A 16,486-nucleotide genomic window follows, 5' to 3' on the forward strand; every position below is an offset into this window, starting at 1 on the left:
TAAAAATCGACTCATTCGTTACTCCTTGATCATTAAGTTGTGGGGACAACTCGATCATAGAGTAACATGAGTCGTACAGATGGCAAAGCCTCTGCACTCTGACCTGGCCCTGAGGGCCAGGGTTTTCACATTAGACTAAATGCATCACCAACTGTCTGAAGCTCTTTTGTTACCATCATCTTTGATGTCCCGTGAGCCAAGCATTTACCATCTTTGTCATTAACCGTTGCTTCTGCCAGGCACATTGATTTGCCGATCTTGATACTTCGTCCCTTGTTATAATTGAAGCCATAATTCCTCATTTTCAGTTCAATTTTTTTTCAATACCTTTTGTTCAAATCATACTCATAACCGGGTTTTGGAAAGAACTCATAGCTTTTATGTTTTACGGTTACTACAGGGATAGGTGAATATCTTACAACTTTCTCTGCTACACTGCCCATTAAAAAATGCTTCAAACCAATTCGTCCGTGTGTTCCCATTACAATAACATCATTTTTTTTGGATTTAGCATAACGCATGATCTCAGTAAATGGATCACCGAATCCAAGTTCTAAGTCAGTTTCTATTTCATTCCCACCTATAGCTTCCCAAAATTTTTCAAGTTGGTTTTTTGCCCACAAAAAATCATCCTTAAAGCTGGAGACACTTTTATCAGAAAAAGAGTAAGAAGCAGTATTCTCAAGATGGGATACGACATGCAGAACCATCAATTCTGCACGATGGGCTTTGGCGATTTTTATAGAATAATTCAAAGCCTCAATAGATGCTTCAGAACAATCAGTTGGCGCCAAAATCTTTGAAATAAAATTCATTTTTTATCCTCCTCTATATATTCTGATATCTTGTCAAAAAATTCGTTTGGAACCGGGATCGTACAATTTTTCTTATAATCAAAAGATACCTGTACTGATTTCCCCTTTGCATAAACAAATAAGCTGTTTTTGTTGTTAATCAGTTTGTATATAAAGGTAAAACTTTTGTTCCCTGTTTCACCTATCCATAATTGAAGAGTAATTTGATCGTTAATTTTTACAGGCTTTAAAAAATCACAACTGATATGGGCTAAGATAAAATTATAATCATCAGGATTTGGAATATTAAGAATTTTGTTTAAAAATGCTTTTCTTCCCTCTTCAAAAAAAGTAAAGAAAACAGCATTATTAACATGCCCCATAGAATCAATATCTTTGAACCTTACACATATATCCACGCTAAATTTTTTATAACTATTCATGAATGTATCACTCCTTTCTATATATTTGGATTTCTTCATTCCGGTTAAGTACAGAAATACCTCCGGCAGCAAGTGTCACAAGCTCATCTTCATCAGGTAGTATTAACACCCTGGCAAGAAAGGAAATCCTGTTTTGTATTTCTTCCATTATTGTTTTGGCATGGGAAAGACTTCCTGTAATTGCAATGGCATCAATATGCCCACTCAAGACGACTGCCATTGATCCGATTTCTTTGCTGATTTGATATCCCATGGCCTCAAGCACCTGCCGAATTTTTGTATCTCCTTTTGATATTTTTTCTTCCAATTGTTTAATGTCATGGGTCCCAAGATAAGAGGCAACTCCACCGCTCCCAAAAAGTTTTTGATTGAGTTCCTCCTGAGAATACCTGCCTGAAAAACTAAGTTGAATGATTTTCTGAAGAGGCAATGTTCCCGCTCGCTGTGGAGTGAACGGGCCCTCGTTTATACCGTGTGTTCCATCAATCATCCTGCCATTTTGGTGAGCACAGATGGTGATTCCTCCCCCCATATGCACCACGATAAATGAACTTTTGTTATATGAAATATTTAATTTTGCTGCCGCACGTTTGGCAGCAGCTTTGTGGCTCAGCACATGGAATGCGGCACAACGTTCTACTCCTTTAAGGCCGGAAAATTTGGCAATTGGCAGCATTTCATCAGACATAGGAGAATCAAATATTATTGCTTTTGTCTTGTAGCTGTCTGCAATTTTTTTGGCAATAACAGGTCCTGTATTACATGGATGCCAACCATATCTGCCCGAGGTAAGATCAACTATCATAGATTGGTTAATCAGATATGCACCTGTCTTGATTGGATGTGTCAGCCCCCCTCTGCTTACCACAAGATCCAAATTTGTTATTCTGGCCTGGTATCTGTTCAGAATATCATCTATCACATTCAGATTGAATTTGTACCAGTCTTTAAATGTTTTAAGCTCAGCTGTTTTGCCGGGAGAATGGTTTATAGTTTCTGTAAAAACAGGGTCATTATCCATGAACATACCAGCTCTGGTTGAAGTGGAGCCGATATTTATTATAAATATATTTGCCATTTACACCTCTTGATTTTAATATCCTGTACCTTTTTTGATGAGTTCATCTGCCACAACCAGACGTCGGATATCTGATGTCCCTGCTCCGATCTCTATCAGTTTTGTATTCCGGTAAAAACGGTTGATGGGATATTCAGTGGTGTAGCCATAGCCGCCATGGAGTTGGAGTGATTCGTTTGCGGCCCGGTTTGCCACTTCTCCTGCCAGTAAAATGGCTGCGGCGGCAAGCTTGTGTATCTCGGTACCTTTACCTTTACCGCCACCACCTGCTGCCTTGATTATCAACGGAAGCTCAAGTTTTTTTGACCTGTTCCATAAAACTAGATCGTCAAATTCCTGATATTGTTTTTCAAGATTTTCACATATCTGTTTCATGATTCTTTATCTGCCCTTTAACATTGATACTGCTAAAGCAATATTATAAATCCATGAATCATTCTGCTCCAATGAAGATTGAATAATTACAGGTATTCTGGTTCCTGTCAGGATACCGCAAAATTTGACCTGAAACACAAAAGATAAAAACTGAGCTGTTATATTTGCTGATTCAACATCCGGAAACAGATAAATATCCACATTACCGGGGACGATACTATCAACCCCTTTTTGTTTTGCCGCAATGGCTGATTCTGCATTATCCATGGCAAGAGGTCCTTCAACCACACTTTTGCCAAATTGTCCACGCTGAGACATCTTGGAAAGGATGGCAGCATCCATGGTTGATCCTATGGCAGGGTTAACAAACTCAACAGGTGCAAGGGCTGCAATATTAGGATTCTTTATTCCCAAAACATCCGCAACAGGTATTGAATTGTGAATAATACCAATTTTTTTTAATATCTCTGGATTTGAATTAACAAGTGTGTCTGTGAAGAATGTTAAACGCTGCTCCTTTGGAGAGCTGAATATGTTTATATAATTCATGACCCGGGAGTTTGACCTGTTTGTTCCTGCTGCAAGTTCTAAAAAGTCAGGAGTCAGGGGATTTGTGTTAAGTACAATATCAGCGTCACCATCTTGGACCATGCCAATAGCCTTGCATAGTGCTTGGGTTGCATCAGAATCATCAAAGAGTATATTCTCTTTTGTTTTTAATCCTGAAAATTCTTTTCCGCAAAATATTGGATCTCCAAAACCCATTTTTCTGGATTGCAATGCAGCATCCACTGCAAAGCTATTGTTTTTTCCGGCTACAACAATTTTTCTTCTATTCTTTTTCAGGGCAAGTTTTAAAATATCTTCAATATGAAAAAATCCCATCATATCCCTCCTGTTTCAGAAAGAATAACACCTAAAGAAAGATTTATTATCCTATCTGCAGATCTATCTGATCGAGAAGGCGTTAAAACAGTGATATCTCCACCAATAGTCACGCATTGCCTGATGCCTCCACCCAAATGATCAATACTTTTCACAAGAATATTGCCTGTATCAATATTAGGAACAAGAAAAATATCAGGGAAATTGTCTGTCTCTACCTTATGATTCGAAAATTCAGAATAAAGGTTTTGGGTGTTGGAGAGTTGGCATCTCCCCATTTTATTATCTTTGATAAGCTGTTGAAGAATATCTGTATCTTTTTGTATTTTTGATTTGGCACCACTAATATGACCTGATGAAATAATCATAATTCTCGGATTTTTGCATCCCATCCGATGCTGAGCATTGATCGCATTCTTTAAAATTTTTCTTTTTATGGAGACATCAGGATTAATATTTACTCCGGGATCAGTTATGGTAAAAACTTTTTTAATATTATCCGCATGGTGAAAACACAAGGTGCAGGGAATCTGGTCAGGAGCGCCTGCCTTTGTATATTTGATGAGTGAACGATAAAGATAACTTGTTATAATATTGCCTTTTACAACAAAGGCAACACTGCCCGCTCTTGCCATATCAATACATATGTCGGCAGCTTTTTGCGGTCCTTTCTCATCAATAATTTCAAAGCCATTCGGTTTAATATTAAATTGTTGAGTTATGGCTTTGATTTTGGCTTGGTCTCCTACTAATATCGGCTTAATTAATCCTTGATCTGCGCCTTCAAAAATAGCCGTCATAACATCAAGGCTGTCAGGAAAAAGAACAGCAACCGATTTTGGGCCAAGCATTCGGGCTTTTTCTTCAATCTCTTTAAAATTCTGATACATAGACTATATCCTTACGCAATCATTTTTCAATTCATTGTAATTCCAAGCTCTTAGATATTTCATCGGCTGTTTCTTTTGCTATTACTCCCAGTTTGGCGACATCATCCAGCACAAAACTAAAAATGGGAGCAGCAATACTTATGCATCCTACTATTTTATTCATGTTATCATATATGGGAGCCGCCACCCTTCGAACTCCTTTCCGCAATTCCTGATCTTCAAAGGCAAAACCATTATTTTTAACTTTTTGCAGTTCTTTTTCTAATGTGCGAGCGTTGGTAATGGTATTTTCTGTTACAGCAGGGAGACCGATCTTCTTTAAATTCTCTTTTCTCTTTTCAGAATCCATTTGTGCCAGATATACTTTACCGACACTGACTGCATGAAAGTAAGGATATACGGCACCAATGCGAGAATATATGTTAACACTCTCATTCCCCTGAATACGTTCGATACAGACAAGTTGATCCCGATCAAGAATTGATAGTTCAATTGTTTTACGGACTTTTTGGGATAGTTCCTGCATGAAAGGCCAGGCAATTGAACGTAAATTTCTTTTATCCTGAAGGTGATTTCCAGTGAATAAAAGATTCATTCCCAGCCGATAAAATCCCCTTTTTTCAGCCTTATCTATAATCCCTCTGACACATAGGGTGTTCAGTATACGGATAAGGGATTGTTTTGGAATATCCAGTTTGTTCATGATCTGAGAGAGGGATAATGTTCCTTCATTTTCCGACAAAAGCTCTATTACATCAATGGCTCTGTCTACTGCTGTTGTGCGGGGCGAAGTGATTTGTTTCATAATTTCCTATTCCTGTGGTGATCTCAATACAATCAGGGCATCAACTGCAACCGGTTTGTTTCCTGATATGATCAGCGGATTAATATCTATTTCTTTGATACTTTCATTTTCTATACCGATTTTTCCTATGGTTAACAAAATATCTGTTAATATCGTTATATCAACCGCTTCCATTCCACGAGCAGCGCCCAGAATTTTAGACCCTTTGATTTCATTTATCATATCCAATGCATCAGATGGGTCCAAGGGGGCTACTCTGAAGGAAACATCCTTTAAAATTTCGGTAAATATTCCTCCAAGCCCAAACATAACGCACGGACCGAAGTGAGGGTCATTTATTAGCCCTACTACCAGTTCCTGTTTGCCCTTGATCATTTTTTGTACCAGAACGCTGCTATCGGTTCCGTTCATTCTGGAAGAAATGTTCTTAAAAGCCATAAGTGCTTCGTTTTCATTTCTAATATCAACACTAATTAATTTTTTTTCAGTTTTATGAAAAATATCAGGTGAACAACCTTTTAAAACAATTGGGTATCCGATTTTCCCGGCTGCCTTAATAAGAGATGCTTCATTTGTAAGCTGCATCTCCTGAGCAATAGGTATTTGGTATGATGCTAAAAATTGTTTGGATTCATATTCGGAAAGAGCAGTCCGTCCTTTCATCATGGCTTTTTCTATCAGAGTCATTCCAAAATTCTCTGTTATTGGATCTGATTTTAAACTTTTCTTTTCAGGAGACATATTTGTAATGTCTTCATTTTTTTTAAATGGTATGCCCGATTGATCACTCTTTTCTCCTGTCTGTTTAAAGTTTTTCCTGCGGGAATACTCCCAGAGCATTTTGATTGCAAGAACACTTTCTTCAGGATCATTAAACACGGGGAATGTATTCACAGCTTTTAACTGTTCAATATAACGTCGTTCTGCAAATAAACTGAGCCCTATCGGTTTGTTGGCCTCCTTGCTTATCCGCGTAAAAATGTCCAGGAGTTTATCAAGTGTGCTCATTTCTTTACCAAACATTTTAGCTATTTCCGGCCCATACATAATTGAGAGTACCATCCCATCAATATTATCAAGAGCAAGACACTCTTTAATAGCAAAAATTAAAGCCTCTATGGTGTGAATATCACCGAAATCCATAGGGTTTGTCATTCGGATCACCCCACCTCTCCTGAAGCTTTCTATTTTTTGAATCAGTGATTCCGGCAAAGCAGGACAAGTAAAACCATGTTTTTCACACGCATCTCCAAGCATTACCGAAAAGCCTCCTGAAAGGGATATGGCAACCAGCCTCTTCCCCTTTAATTCAGGCAAACGAAGTGCTTTGGCACAGACGGTCATTTCATGGATAGTGTTTACTCTTATGATTCCTGCCTGCTTCAGGGCACCATCTACTATACGATCATTGTTAGAGAGTGCGGCCGTGTGGGATTTGGCTACTTCAGATGCGGTCCGGCTTACATTTGATTTGAGTATAATAATGGGTTTTGTGGATTTTTTGGCTACGTGCATCAGTTTTCTTCCATTATCAATACTTTCCAGATAGAGATGAATCTGCTTAGTATCCTCATCCTCCATCAAATATTCAATAAAATCTATCTCATCTAAATCCAGTTTATTACCGATGCTAATCACCTTTGAAAAGCCAATATGTTCATCTGAAAAAGAATGGGCAACCTGATTGGCCACACCACCACTTTGAGCAATTATGCTGACAGAACCTCTTTTGAAATTTTTAGTATTGATTGGATTAAATGGAGTGCAGAGTCCTGATCCTGTGTTTATGATTCCGATACAGTTCGGTCCTATAAATCTAATTCTATGATGCTTTGCGGTTTTAATTAGGGTGTCTTCCGCTGAATTGTTTATATCTTTAAATTCACGATATCCACCAGTAGAAACAACGGCACGGCGGATGCCTTTTCTGCCACAGACATCCAGATATTTTCCCACAATATGAGCGGGGGCTAAGATCACAGCAAGATCAATACCTTCAGGCAAATCTTCAGGATTTGTTATGATTTCCTTACCAAAAACCACACCCGGATTTTTCCCCACTGGTAGGATGTTACCCGTAAAGCCCATTTCCAGACAATTATGAATGATATTCTTGGCCAAATTAGAAGAACTGGTGCCTACGCCGAAAACTGCTATAGCTGATGGGTCGAAGAAATGCTTCATTATGCCCCTCACGATTTATAATAGTATCATATATGGTATGGTTAATTACCATATATGATACTATCTCATATTCACTTTATAATGTCAAGTATGGATTTTGATTTCTTCGAAAGGAATAAGTATGATTCTTTCAGTCGATTTGATAGCGTTTATTGATGGTATAAGTACTCGGGAAATTGAGGATAAAAAAACAGAGTACTTTGTCTATAACGAAACCCCCACAATGTTGGTATCAGGGGAGCAGACTATTATTAAAAGTCCTTGTGTTTCTATCATCATCGTGAGACACAGCATCTGTACTTGAGGGAAATTTCATCCATCACGCAGACAATCAGTTTTTCAATATCGACAGCATATTTTTGAGCATGCCGATTCGGAATCTGAACAAAATTCTACTCCATCTATAAAAATTATTCCCGTGGAATCTTTCTGAATCAATTTCCTTTTTCAACCTGTAACAATCCTGTATATCAATTACCCGCATATTTATAAATCCTTTCTATCGTATACGTATTTATGGTATTTGAAGTACGTACCTTTTACAAGGAGGATGTCCACCACATCATATACTGGTTAATTGCCGGCAAAGATAAATTTAAAAGTCTGAAAATAATATTATGAAGCCTCTGGACCCATTTCATATTGACCTTGAAAAAACCACCCTGATTGAAGCCAGTGCAGGGACCGGGAAAACATATACCATTACCACCTTATACTGCCGGCTGGTGGCCAAAGGCTACCCTGTGGAATCCATCCTGGTGGTCACGTTTACAGAAGCCGCCGCAGCAGAGCTCAAACTGAGAATCCGAACAAGACTCTTTAATACTTTTGTCATGCTTTCTGAACAATCTTACGACAGTGAAGATGATCTGGCCCGATTTTTCAGCCGTGATAAAGACCTGTCATTGATTTGTCAGAGACTGCGGCTCGCGTTAACCTGTTTTGACCAGGCATCTATCATGACCATCCACTCTTTTTGTCTCAAGGTCTTAAAAGAGAATGCATTTGAAAGCCATTCCCTTTTTGATATTGAGCTTGTGCCGGACAGATCCTTGTTTTTAAGACAGGTCAGCTATGATTTTTTCATGGGCCATGTTAATAATCTGGATAAGTTGTTTTTATCCTATTTAACCCAGCGCCAGATAACACCGGAAAGCTTTGCTGCATCTTTTGGTCAGGTTGTTTCAAAGCCAAATATTATTCTCAAGCCCCCCGTTGCAACCTTTGAGAACATTTTTGACGACTACAGGGAAACCCTTGAAAAAATTTATGATATCCTTTTGACCCGGACAGATGAGATCAGCGAGTTGATCCAAAACCACAAAGGGGTTGATAAAAGAAGTTATTCAAAAAAAAATGTGCCTGTCTGGCTTGACACTTCACGCCTGAAACTTGATCAAGGCATGAACATACTTTTTAAAATGACAGAAAAGGGCGACGCTCTTTATAAATTTACACAAACAAGGCTGGAACTCAAAACAAAACCCGGGCAGACTCCGCCTGAGCATGAATTTTTTGATTTATGCGAGCAACTGCTCTCTTTTTATGAAGTGTTTGAAAATAATCTTATCAGCCTGAAAATTGAATTTTTAGCTTTTTTCAACACAGAGCTTGATAAAATGAAGAAAGCTTACGGCATCTGCTTTTTTGATGATCTTGTTAACGATCTTGCAGCAGCCCTGGAAAAAGAAGACGCACAAAATCTTCAAAAAGCCGTCAGACAAACCTATAAAGCCTGCCTGATTGATGAGTTTCAGGATACGGATCCCAGGCAGTATGATATTTTTTCAAAGATTTTCTTTTCACAAGGCACGCCTTTTTTCATGATTGGAGATCCCAAGCAGGCTATTTATGCATTCAGGGGAGGAGATATCTTTGCTTATTTAAAGGCATCCAAAGAGAGTGATCAAAAATTCACCCTTGAAAAAAATTACCGGTCTGCACCGTTACTTGTTGATGGAATTAATGAAACTTTTTCAAGCAGTATAAATCCGTTCCTGTATGACCCCATTAAATTTTTAAAGGTTACAACGCCTGTAACAGCCACAAATTCCCTGGTTGAGAATGAACAGATGGTTCCGCCATTGCAGTTCGGTTTTATAAAAAGAGATGATCACGCGCTTGACAGGCAGGGATTTATCAGCAAAGAGACGGCAGCCGGGATCATTCCGCTGGCTGTGGCAGAAGATATCCTCTCTTTGCTGCAATCCGGTAAAATGCTGATCACCAACCACTCTTCAGATCCTCAAAAGATCAGTTCGAAAGATATAGCTGTCCTTGTCCGGACAAACAAACAGGCAGAACAGATTAACGCTGCCTTGTCCGATTTAAACATCCCTTCGCATCTTTCAAAAACCGGATCTGTTTTTGAATCCAGACAGGCCATTGATCTGCATGATATTTTATGGGCGGTGTATAATCCTGATCATAAAGGCAGTATCAACGCAGCCCTGTGTACATCCGTGTTCAATTTTTCATCGGATATGATTGTTGTACTTGATAAGGAAGAAGTACTCTTCTTTAAGTGGCAGGATCGATTCAGAGCATATAAGGAAATATGGGAGGTCAAAGGGTTTGTCTCCATGGCCATGGCCCTTCTTCATTCTGATGAAGCATTCTTAAAGACAAACCTGAGGCTTGACGAAAGAGGACTGACCAATTTTTATCATTTGGTTGAATTGATTTCACAGGCTTGTCTCAAACAACAGTTGTCGCCGTATTATTTATTGAAATGGTATGGCCGGCAATTGTTCAAAGACCTTCGGGATGAATTTGAGGATGAGCTCAGGCTTGAGAGTGATAAAAAGTCTGTGACCATTGTCACCATTCATAAAAGTAAAGGCCTTGAATATCCGGTTGTTTATCTGCCATACCTCTGGGAAGGACTGCGGAAGCCTTCTTACGAAAACATTCTTTTCCATGATTCCGAAAAGGATCACAGGCTGACCCTTGATCTGGGATCAAAAGATCTTACAAATTCTCAAGACCATTTTGAAAAGGAAGAAAAGGCAGAACAAAGAAGATTATTATATGTGGCATTAACACGGGCATCCGCCATGTGCAGGATCATCTGGGGCGGTTTTAAATCAGTGGACACCTCGGCCTTTGGCACCCTGCTGCATCCAAACGGCTGCAAAGACGATCAATCCATGATCAGCGATCTTAAACAGCTTAGATCCACTGCAGATCAAAGCATTCTGGTTCAGTCCCATACGCCTGATTCATCCGGTCATCTTATGGACAGAACAGCTTTACCAAGCCCTGTTTTGTCGGCCCAAAAAATTACCCGGGAGATCAAGGCCTCCTGGAAAATGTCAAGTTTTTCAGCCATTACCCAGTCTCAACACCCGGAAGCCTTCCAGGGCCGGGAGAAATCTGATGAAAATAGAGCCGGACCTCTCATCACCCTTGCCCAGTTTCCTAAAGGTGCGGGATCGGGTGATTTGTTTCATTCTGTTTTTGAAACACTTGATTTTACCGAAGGATCAGGGGAAATTTCTAAATTAGTTCAATCAAAGTTTGATATGTTTGGTTTTTCAGACCAGGAATTGATTCAAATGGGTGAGACCTCTGTAAAAGAGGTGCTTGAAACCAGGCTTACAACTGAAACATCAGGGTTTTGCCTGAAAGACATCCAGCCTGATCAACGGTTTAATGAGATGGAGTTTACTTTCCCGGTTCAATCTTTTCAGATGTCATCTGTACAAAAGGTCTTTGGACGATCTGATCCAAAATTTAAAACATCCGGGTATCTTAAAAAACTTTCCCAACTGACAGCTCAATCCTTTAAAGGATTTATGAAGGGCTTTATCGACCTTGTCATACACCATGAGGGCAAATGGTATATTATTGATTATAAATCCAATTATTTGGGTGATACCTATGATCAGTATTCACAGGATGCCATGTTTGATGCCATGTCAGACCATCACTATTTTTTGCAATACCATCTCTATCTTGTGGCCCTGCACCGGTATCTCACATTAAGGTTAAAAGATTATGATTACGATACCCATTTTGGCGGCATTTTCTATCTGTTTATCAGGGGGATGCATTCGGATTTCGGCCCCCGATATGGTGTGTTCCAGGATCGCCCGTCAAAAGCTGTCATCAGCTATCTGTCAGATAATTTCTATGACAGATAATTTGCATGGTACTCGAAGTAGATTTAAATAGAAAAAATGGCGGTTACACAGAATTATTTACAGGCTTCTTTTATATCCAATTCTTCCTTAACAGCGATTCCTATTTTTTCCATTGTATAAGGTTTTTTTATGTATTTTCCTGCCCCCAGTCTTTGAGTTTCCTTGACCCGGTCTGTCTCAGAAAATCCACTTGCGATTATTGCTTTCTGGCCGGGGTGTAATTCAAGTATCTTTTTATATGTCTCAAGCCCATCAATTCCAGGGTCCATTATCATATCCAATATCAAAAGATCCGCTGAATTATCCTTCATGTAATCAACCGCTTCTTCACCGCTTGAAACTGATGTGGCAGAGTAACCCAATTCCTTTAGTATCCGGAATGCAACATCACGCTGCTCTTTTACATCATCCACTATAAGAATTGTATCTCCCTTTCCCTTGTATTCTTCCATTGGCAAGGCTTTTTCTTTTTCGATTATTTCCTTCCTGGTTACTGGAAAGTAAAGAATGAATGTTGTTCCTTTGTTGGGGGTGCTTTGCACATCAATATATCCTTTATGATCCTTTATAGTTCCCCACACTACAGCCATACCTAATCCTGTTCCGCTTCTTCCCATTATTTTTTTTGTATAAAAAGGTTCGAATATTCTCTCTAAATCCAGTGATGAAATACCTATCCCGGAATCTGATACCGAAAGGACAACATAATTCCCTTCTTTTACATCATCATAACCTCTTATTGGTTTATCAATATATCTGTTTTGTGTTGATATGAAGAGATTTCCGCCTTCAGGCATTGCCTCTAATGCATTATTAACCAGGTTCATGACGGTTTTCGACAGGTGTACAGGTGAGCCCATAACATTTAGCAGATTCATCTCAAGATCGCTTTCAATTTTAGCGCCAGGATTATTATTTTTTAGCTTTTTATACTCCAGAGAATTAAGATAGCCAGTCACAATTTGATTTAAATTTATAACTTCTGTAACAACAACCCCTCTTTTTGCAAGTGTCAGCAAGTCTTGCACGATAGCAGCAGCTTTTTGTCCCGATTCCTGAATTATTAAAAGGGGTTTTCTAAAGGGGCTCTCTTCAGGGATCTCCAGCAATAACAACCCTGGATAGCTCACAATACCACCCAAAACGTTGTTGAGGTCATGAGCTACACCACCTGCTAAAGTGCCAATGGCCTCCATTTTATGAGCACGCTGAAGTTGGGCTTCGAGTTTCCCCCTTTTTTCTTCTGCTTGCTTACGCTCGGTGATGTCTCTTGCGGCAGCGAACACACCCGCCACATTTCCTTGTGAATCTTTATAAACAGAGGCATTATAAAGGACTGGTATGACTCTTCCGTCACAGTGTTTGATCTCAAGCGGATAGTCCCTGACATAACCATCCCTGAAGACTTGTTGATACCCCTTACGAGCTGCATCGGGAACTATAAAATAATTTGAAAAATCTGTCCCGATGATCTCCTTTCCGGACATTCCTGTGATTACCTCAGTTGCCTTATTAACATCGGTTATTTTACCTTTGGTTGAGATCGTTACCAAAGCGTCAAGGCTGGCTTCAATAAGCCCGCGAGTATATTGATGTGCTTCTTTCAGCGCCCCCTTTGCCTGCTTGAGCTCAGATTCTGCTTGCTCTAACTTCCGAATCCTTTTTTCTAATTCTTCATAAGTCGGTTTTTCAGCCATGTGAATTCCCTTTTATGTCGAAATAGGCTTGATCCTTGGGGCAGAATGCTTGCGATATTCCGCGCAATTCCCAAACCATAAAACCACCAGAATAGTTTAAATATTCCAGTCAATTCCAATAAAAATTACAGTACAATAGATTGTGGTACAAGACAAATAACTTTTCAAGAAACATAACCGAGATTTGAAATTGATCAGTCTTCTATTTTATAAAACACCCGCTTCGAACCAAAATTCTTCGCATTCTCAATATAATCCTCAGACATGGTTTTTATTCTCATTTCAATCTCTTCTTTATTCTTGTAAGTTTTTTTAACTTTCCCGGGCAAACCCGTCACCAATGAATATGGCGGGATGATGGTTTTTTCCAATACAACAGTTCCGGCAGCAACCACAGATCCCTTCCCGATCACAGCCCGGTTCATAACGATTGCTCCCATACCAATCAGACATTCATCTTCAATTGTGCATCCATGAATAATGCTTCTATGGCCGATGGTAACGCCGTGTCCTATTTTTAATGGGATATTTTCATCAGCGTGACAGGTACAAAGATCCTGAATATTTGTTTTTTCCCCTATACTGATCCTATCAAAATCACCACGAATGACAGATTGAAACCAGACAGAAGACTCTTCGCCAATATGGACATCGCCGATGATTTGAGCTGTCGGTGCTATGAAAACAGATGGATGGATTTCTGGCTGTTTGTTTTTGTGTGAATAGAGGGTCATGGTTCGCCTTTGTTTTTTATTTCAAATAGAGCTGTTATTGCCGGTTTCTTTTGTAAAAATAAATCACCACCAGAAGCCGTGATTTTTTATCCCCAAGGCTTTTGCCGGAATGGGGAACGCAGGAGTCAAAGTAAACATTGTCGCCCTTTTCTAAAACATACGTCTCTTCTCCATATAAGAATTCAAGGGTGCCTTCCATGACATACATAAATTCTTCGCCCTCGTGGGAGTACATTTTTCTAATCTCCCAGGGCGCATGGATGATAAAGGGTTCCATGTTTTTCCCCGGCTTGTTTTCAGCCAGGACTTCATAATCATACCCGGAAAACTGTGAGGTTTCTTTAATGATTTCCCGGTTTTTTCCTCTTGAAAGACAGAGTCTCACATCTATTGGGGGTTCTATGTTTTTTGAAAGCATGGTGGTTACTTCAACCCCGAGGGCACCGGCTATTTTGGTTAGGGTGGAATAGGGCGGCGCTTTTTCAGACCTTTCAACTTTAGACAGGTATCCTTTTGTTAATCCGGTTCTTTTTGCAAGGGCCTGTAGGGTGACTTTTTTCTGGGTTCTAAGCTTTTTAATATTACTGGAAATAATTTTTTCATCCATGGCAGTAGCTCTTTTATTTTAAGTTTTTACAAGGGGCAGAATATTTTCAGCAAAAGGAATAATATACCCTTTTGCTTTTTATTATCAATGAATTTAATTTTTTAATAAGTATTTGAACGAAAAGAGACAGATAGAGAATTAATTTTCTGATCAGGAAACTTTTGGTTTATCTTTTATGAATTTTTACGGGATAGCTGGAGAACGGTGCATTCTCAGGGGAATGAATCATTCTCCAGCCGGGTATGGAGTTTAAAGAGCCGTTTCCGGGTGAAATACGTTTACTTCTTTTAAGTCTTCACCCAGATATTCCCGTTCATTGGGTCCCAATATTCCCAATGACAGGCAAATTAAGGTCCATAAATGAACCACAGGGTAATCCCCGCCATAGTGTTCGCTCAGTTCGTGGATCTGGGCATGGCAATTATGACAGGCTGCAATGCAGTAATCAGCCCCAGTGGCCTTAATCTGCTCGTCTTTTATTTTTCCGTATTCAAGACGCTGGTCTTTAAATCCTGATTGAAGGAAACCGCCGCCCCCGCCGCAGCAATAATTATTGGATTTGTTTGGTTGCATATCTACAAAGTTTTCTTCTCCAACAACTGATTTAACAATAAAGCGTAAATCATCGGCAATCGGATCGCCATAGCTTTTTCTTACGATCTGACAGGGGTCCTGTACGGTAAATTTTATTTTAAGGTCCTTATTCCAGTTGGAATTGACCTTTAGTTTTCCTTCACGGATCCATTTTGCATAATATTCATATATATTTTTAATTTCAAAGTTATGCTCAAGGTTAAATTTTTTCACTCCGGACCGGACTGAAAAAGTGACGTGACCTCACTCGGTATTGAGATAGGTTTTACAGCCAAGCTTATTGGCCTGGTCCACAGTTATTCCAGTTGTCTTTTTCCAAGCATCATCATCAGCCAGGAACATGCAATAGTTTTCACCTCCCCATCCGCGGCTGCCATATGTCCAGTCAGCACCAGCCAGGTGAAGAATTTTCCATAAAGGTACCAGTTCATCCGGTTCTGTAACAGGTTCCCTGGAGTTCTGGTTCAGGAAAAATTGGGCTCCGTGTTTGTCAATGGGGGCCTGCATATCTGCAAATTCAGGCTGGGCCTCCTGGTATTCTTCCAATACATCCTCGACCACAAATTCAAAGTCTTCCGGAGAGGCTCCCATGGCACTGATACTTTCGTTTCTCAGGGCCATGTCACAGGACCCAAGGATTCCTGAGGGCCTTTCTTCTCTGGGGCGCAGTTGTCTTGCATTAAAGATCAATTGGGGGATATCGATTTGCATGGGACATACATAAATGCAACGTTGGCACATGGTACACATCCAGGGCCAGTCAGATTTGGCAATTTCCTCATCCATACCTAACGCAGCCATTCGAAGAAATTTTCTGGGATCCATATTATCAAGTCCTGTGGCAGGACACCCTGATGCACATGCGCCACAAGTTAAACAGGCGCTTAAATTGCCGCCGTCCGGCAGCAATTCTTTGACTTTATCCAAAAAAATGTTTTTCCGTTTCTTATTTCCAAGCTTAATGACAGCTACCGTCATTGATCCTTCCTTTCTATTATTAATGGTAATCGTGGGTACCGACAACAACCTCAATACCGGTTTTTTCCTCAATGATGTTTGCCAGGTCCTTTGCTCCTGTATACGGACATCCCGGTACGGCATTGGCCAGGCAGGAACTTAAATATATTTTATCAGGTTTGATTTCAGACAATTTCATTGCCATGCCAATACCGGGAACAACAGTTCTTCCGGGACATTCACATTTGACAAAGGCAACAACATGTGATGGATTTTCAAAGGTACCGTCACCCAGGGA

Annotated in this window: 14 protein-coding genes; 1 reads left to right on the forward strand and 13 read right to left on the reverse strand. The window is 39.7% G+C overall.

Features of this window, described 5'->3' with window-relative positions; all coding sequences use genetic code 11:
• Positions 1–320 precede the first annotated feature (320 nt).
• Genes QAI40_RS13090 through QAI40_RS13125 form a run of 8 tightly spaced genes read right to left on the reverse strand, consistent with a single transcriptional unit; the run spans position 321 to position 7,454 of the window.
• Complete coding sequence (locus QAI40_RS13090) at positions 321–815, reverse strand: universal stress protein (protein ID WP_299982915.1); 495 nt, start codon at positions 813–815, stop codon at positions 321–323.
• Positions 812–1,237 carry an acyl-CoA thioesterase gene (locus tag QAI40_RS13095; protein WP_299982913.1) on the reverse strand — a complete coding sequence of 142 codons (426 nt, stop codon included), beginning with the start codon at positions 1,235–1,237 and terminating at the stop codon, positions 812–814. The genes QAI40_RS13090 and QAI40_RS13095 overlap by 4 nt, the downstream gene beginning before the upstream one ends.
• 7 nt (positions 1,238–1,244) lie before the next feature.
• Positions 1,245–2,315 (reverse strand): butyrate kinase, encoded by a 1,071-nt coding sequence (gene buk / locus QAI40_RS13100; protein WP_299982910.1) that lies wholly within the window; start codon positions 2,313–2,315, stop codon positions 1,245–1,247.
• 15 nt (positions 2,316–2,330) lie between these two features.
• Entirely contained in the window at positions 2,331–2,690 is a 360-nt protein-coding gene (locus tag QAI40_RS13105; RefSeq protein WP_299982907.1) for an acyl-CoA dehydrogenase family protein, read from the reverse strand.
• A 6-nt stretch (positions 2,691–2,696) separates the two neighbouring features.
• A complete protein-coding gene (locus QAI40_RS13110) occupies positions 2,697–3,578 on the reverse strand; it encodes a phosphate acyltransferase (protein ID WP_299982904.1) in 882 nt (293 codons plus the stop codon).
• Positions 3,575–4,465 (reverse strand): phosphate acyltransferase, encoded by an 891-nt coding sequence (locus QAI40_RS13115; RefSeq protein ID WP_299982901.1) that lies wholly within the window; start codon positions 4,463–4,465, stop codon positions 3,575–3,577. The genes QAI40_RS13110 and QAI40_RS13115 overlap by 4 nt, the downstream gene beginning before the upstream one ends.
• A gap of 31 nt (positions 4,466–4,496) precedes the next feature.
• Positions 4,497–5,270: an IclR family transcriptional regulator gene (locus QAI40_RS13120; RefSeq protein WP_299982898.1), complete on the reverse strand. Its 774-nt coding sequence runs from the start codon at positions 5,268–5,270 to the stop codon at positions 4,497–4,499.
• Between the two features lie 6 nt (positions 5,271–5,276).
• Positions 5,277–7,454: an acetate--CoA ligase family protein gene (locus QAI40_RS13125; protein ID WP_299982895.1), complete on the reverse strand. Its 2,178-nt coding sequence runs from the start codon at positions 7,452–7,454 to the stop codon at positions 5,277–5,279.
• A 617-nt stretch (positions 7,455–8,071) separates the two neighbouring features.
• On the opposite strand from QAI40_RS13125, the gene recB reads away from it, so the two are divergent.
• On the forward strand, positions 8,072–11,599 hold the full coding sequence (recB, locus tag QAI40_RS13130) for an exodeoxyribonuclease V subunit beta (RefSeq protein ID WP_299982892.1): 3,528 nt from the start codon (positions 8,072–8,074) through the stop codon (positions 11,597–11,599).
• Between the two features lie 53 nt (positions 11,600–11,652).
• Here the strand turns inward: recB and QAI40_RS13135 are convergent, their stop codons facing one another.
• From QAI40_RS13135 to QAI40_RS13155, 5 genes are all read right to left on the reverse strand, one after another.
• Complete coding sequence (locus QAI40_RS13135; RefSeq protein ID WP_299982889.1) at positions 11,653–13,296, reverse strand: ATP-binding protein; 1,644 nt, start codon at positions 13,294–13,296, stop codon at positions 11,653–11,655.
• Positions 13,297–13,490: 194 nt separating this feature from the next.
• The gene (locus QAI40_RS13140; protein WP_299982886.1) at positions 13,491–14,030 is read right to left on the reverse strand and encodes a gamma carbonic anhydrase family protein; all 540 of its coding nucleotides are present in this window, start codon (positions 14,028–14,030) and stop codon (positions 13,491–13,493) included.
• A gap of 34 nt (positions 14,031–14,064) precedes the next feature.
• Positions 14,065–14,637, reverse strand: a complete 573-nt coding sequence (locus tag QAI40_RS13145; RefSeq protein WP_299982883.1) for a helix-turn-helix domain-containing protein — start codon at positions 14,635–14,637, stop codon at positions 14,065–14,067.
• Between the two features lie 249 nt (positions 14,638–14,886).
• Positions 14,887–16,209: a (Fe-S)-binding protein gene (locus tag QAI40_RS13150; protein WP_299982880.1), complete on the reverse strand. Its 1,323-nt coding sequence runs from the start codon at positions 16,207–16,209 to the stop codon at positions 14,887–14,889.
• Between the two features lie 19 nt (positions 16,210–16,228).
• Positions 16,229–16,486: CGGC domain-containing protein (locus QAI40_RS13155; RefSeq protein ID WP_304511664.1), on the reverse strand; the 258-nt coding region annotated here is incomplete at its 5' end.

The sequence above is a fragment of the Desulfobacula sp. genome (assembly GCF_030611305.1).
Lineage (GTDB): Bacteria > Desulfobacterota > Desulfobacteria > Desulfobacterales > Desulfobacteraceae > Desulfobacula.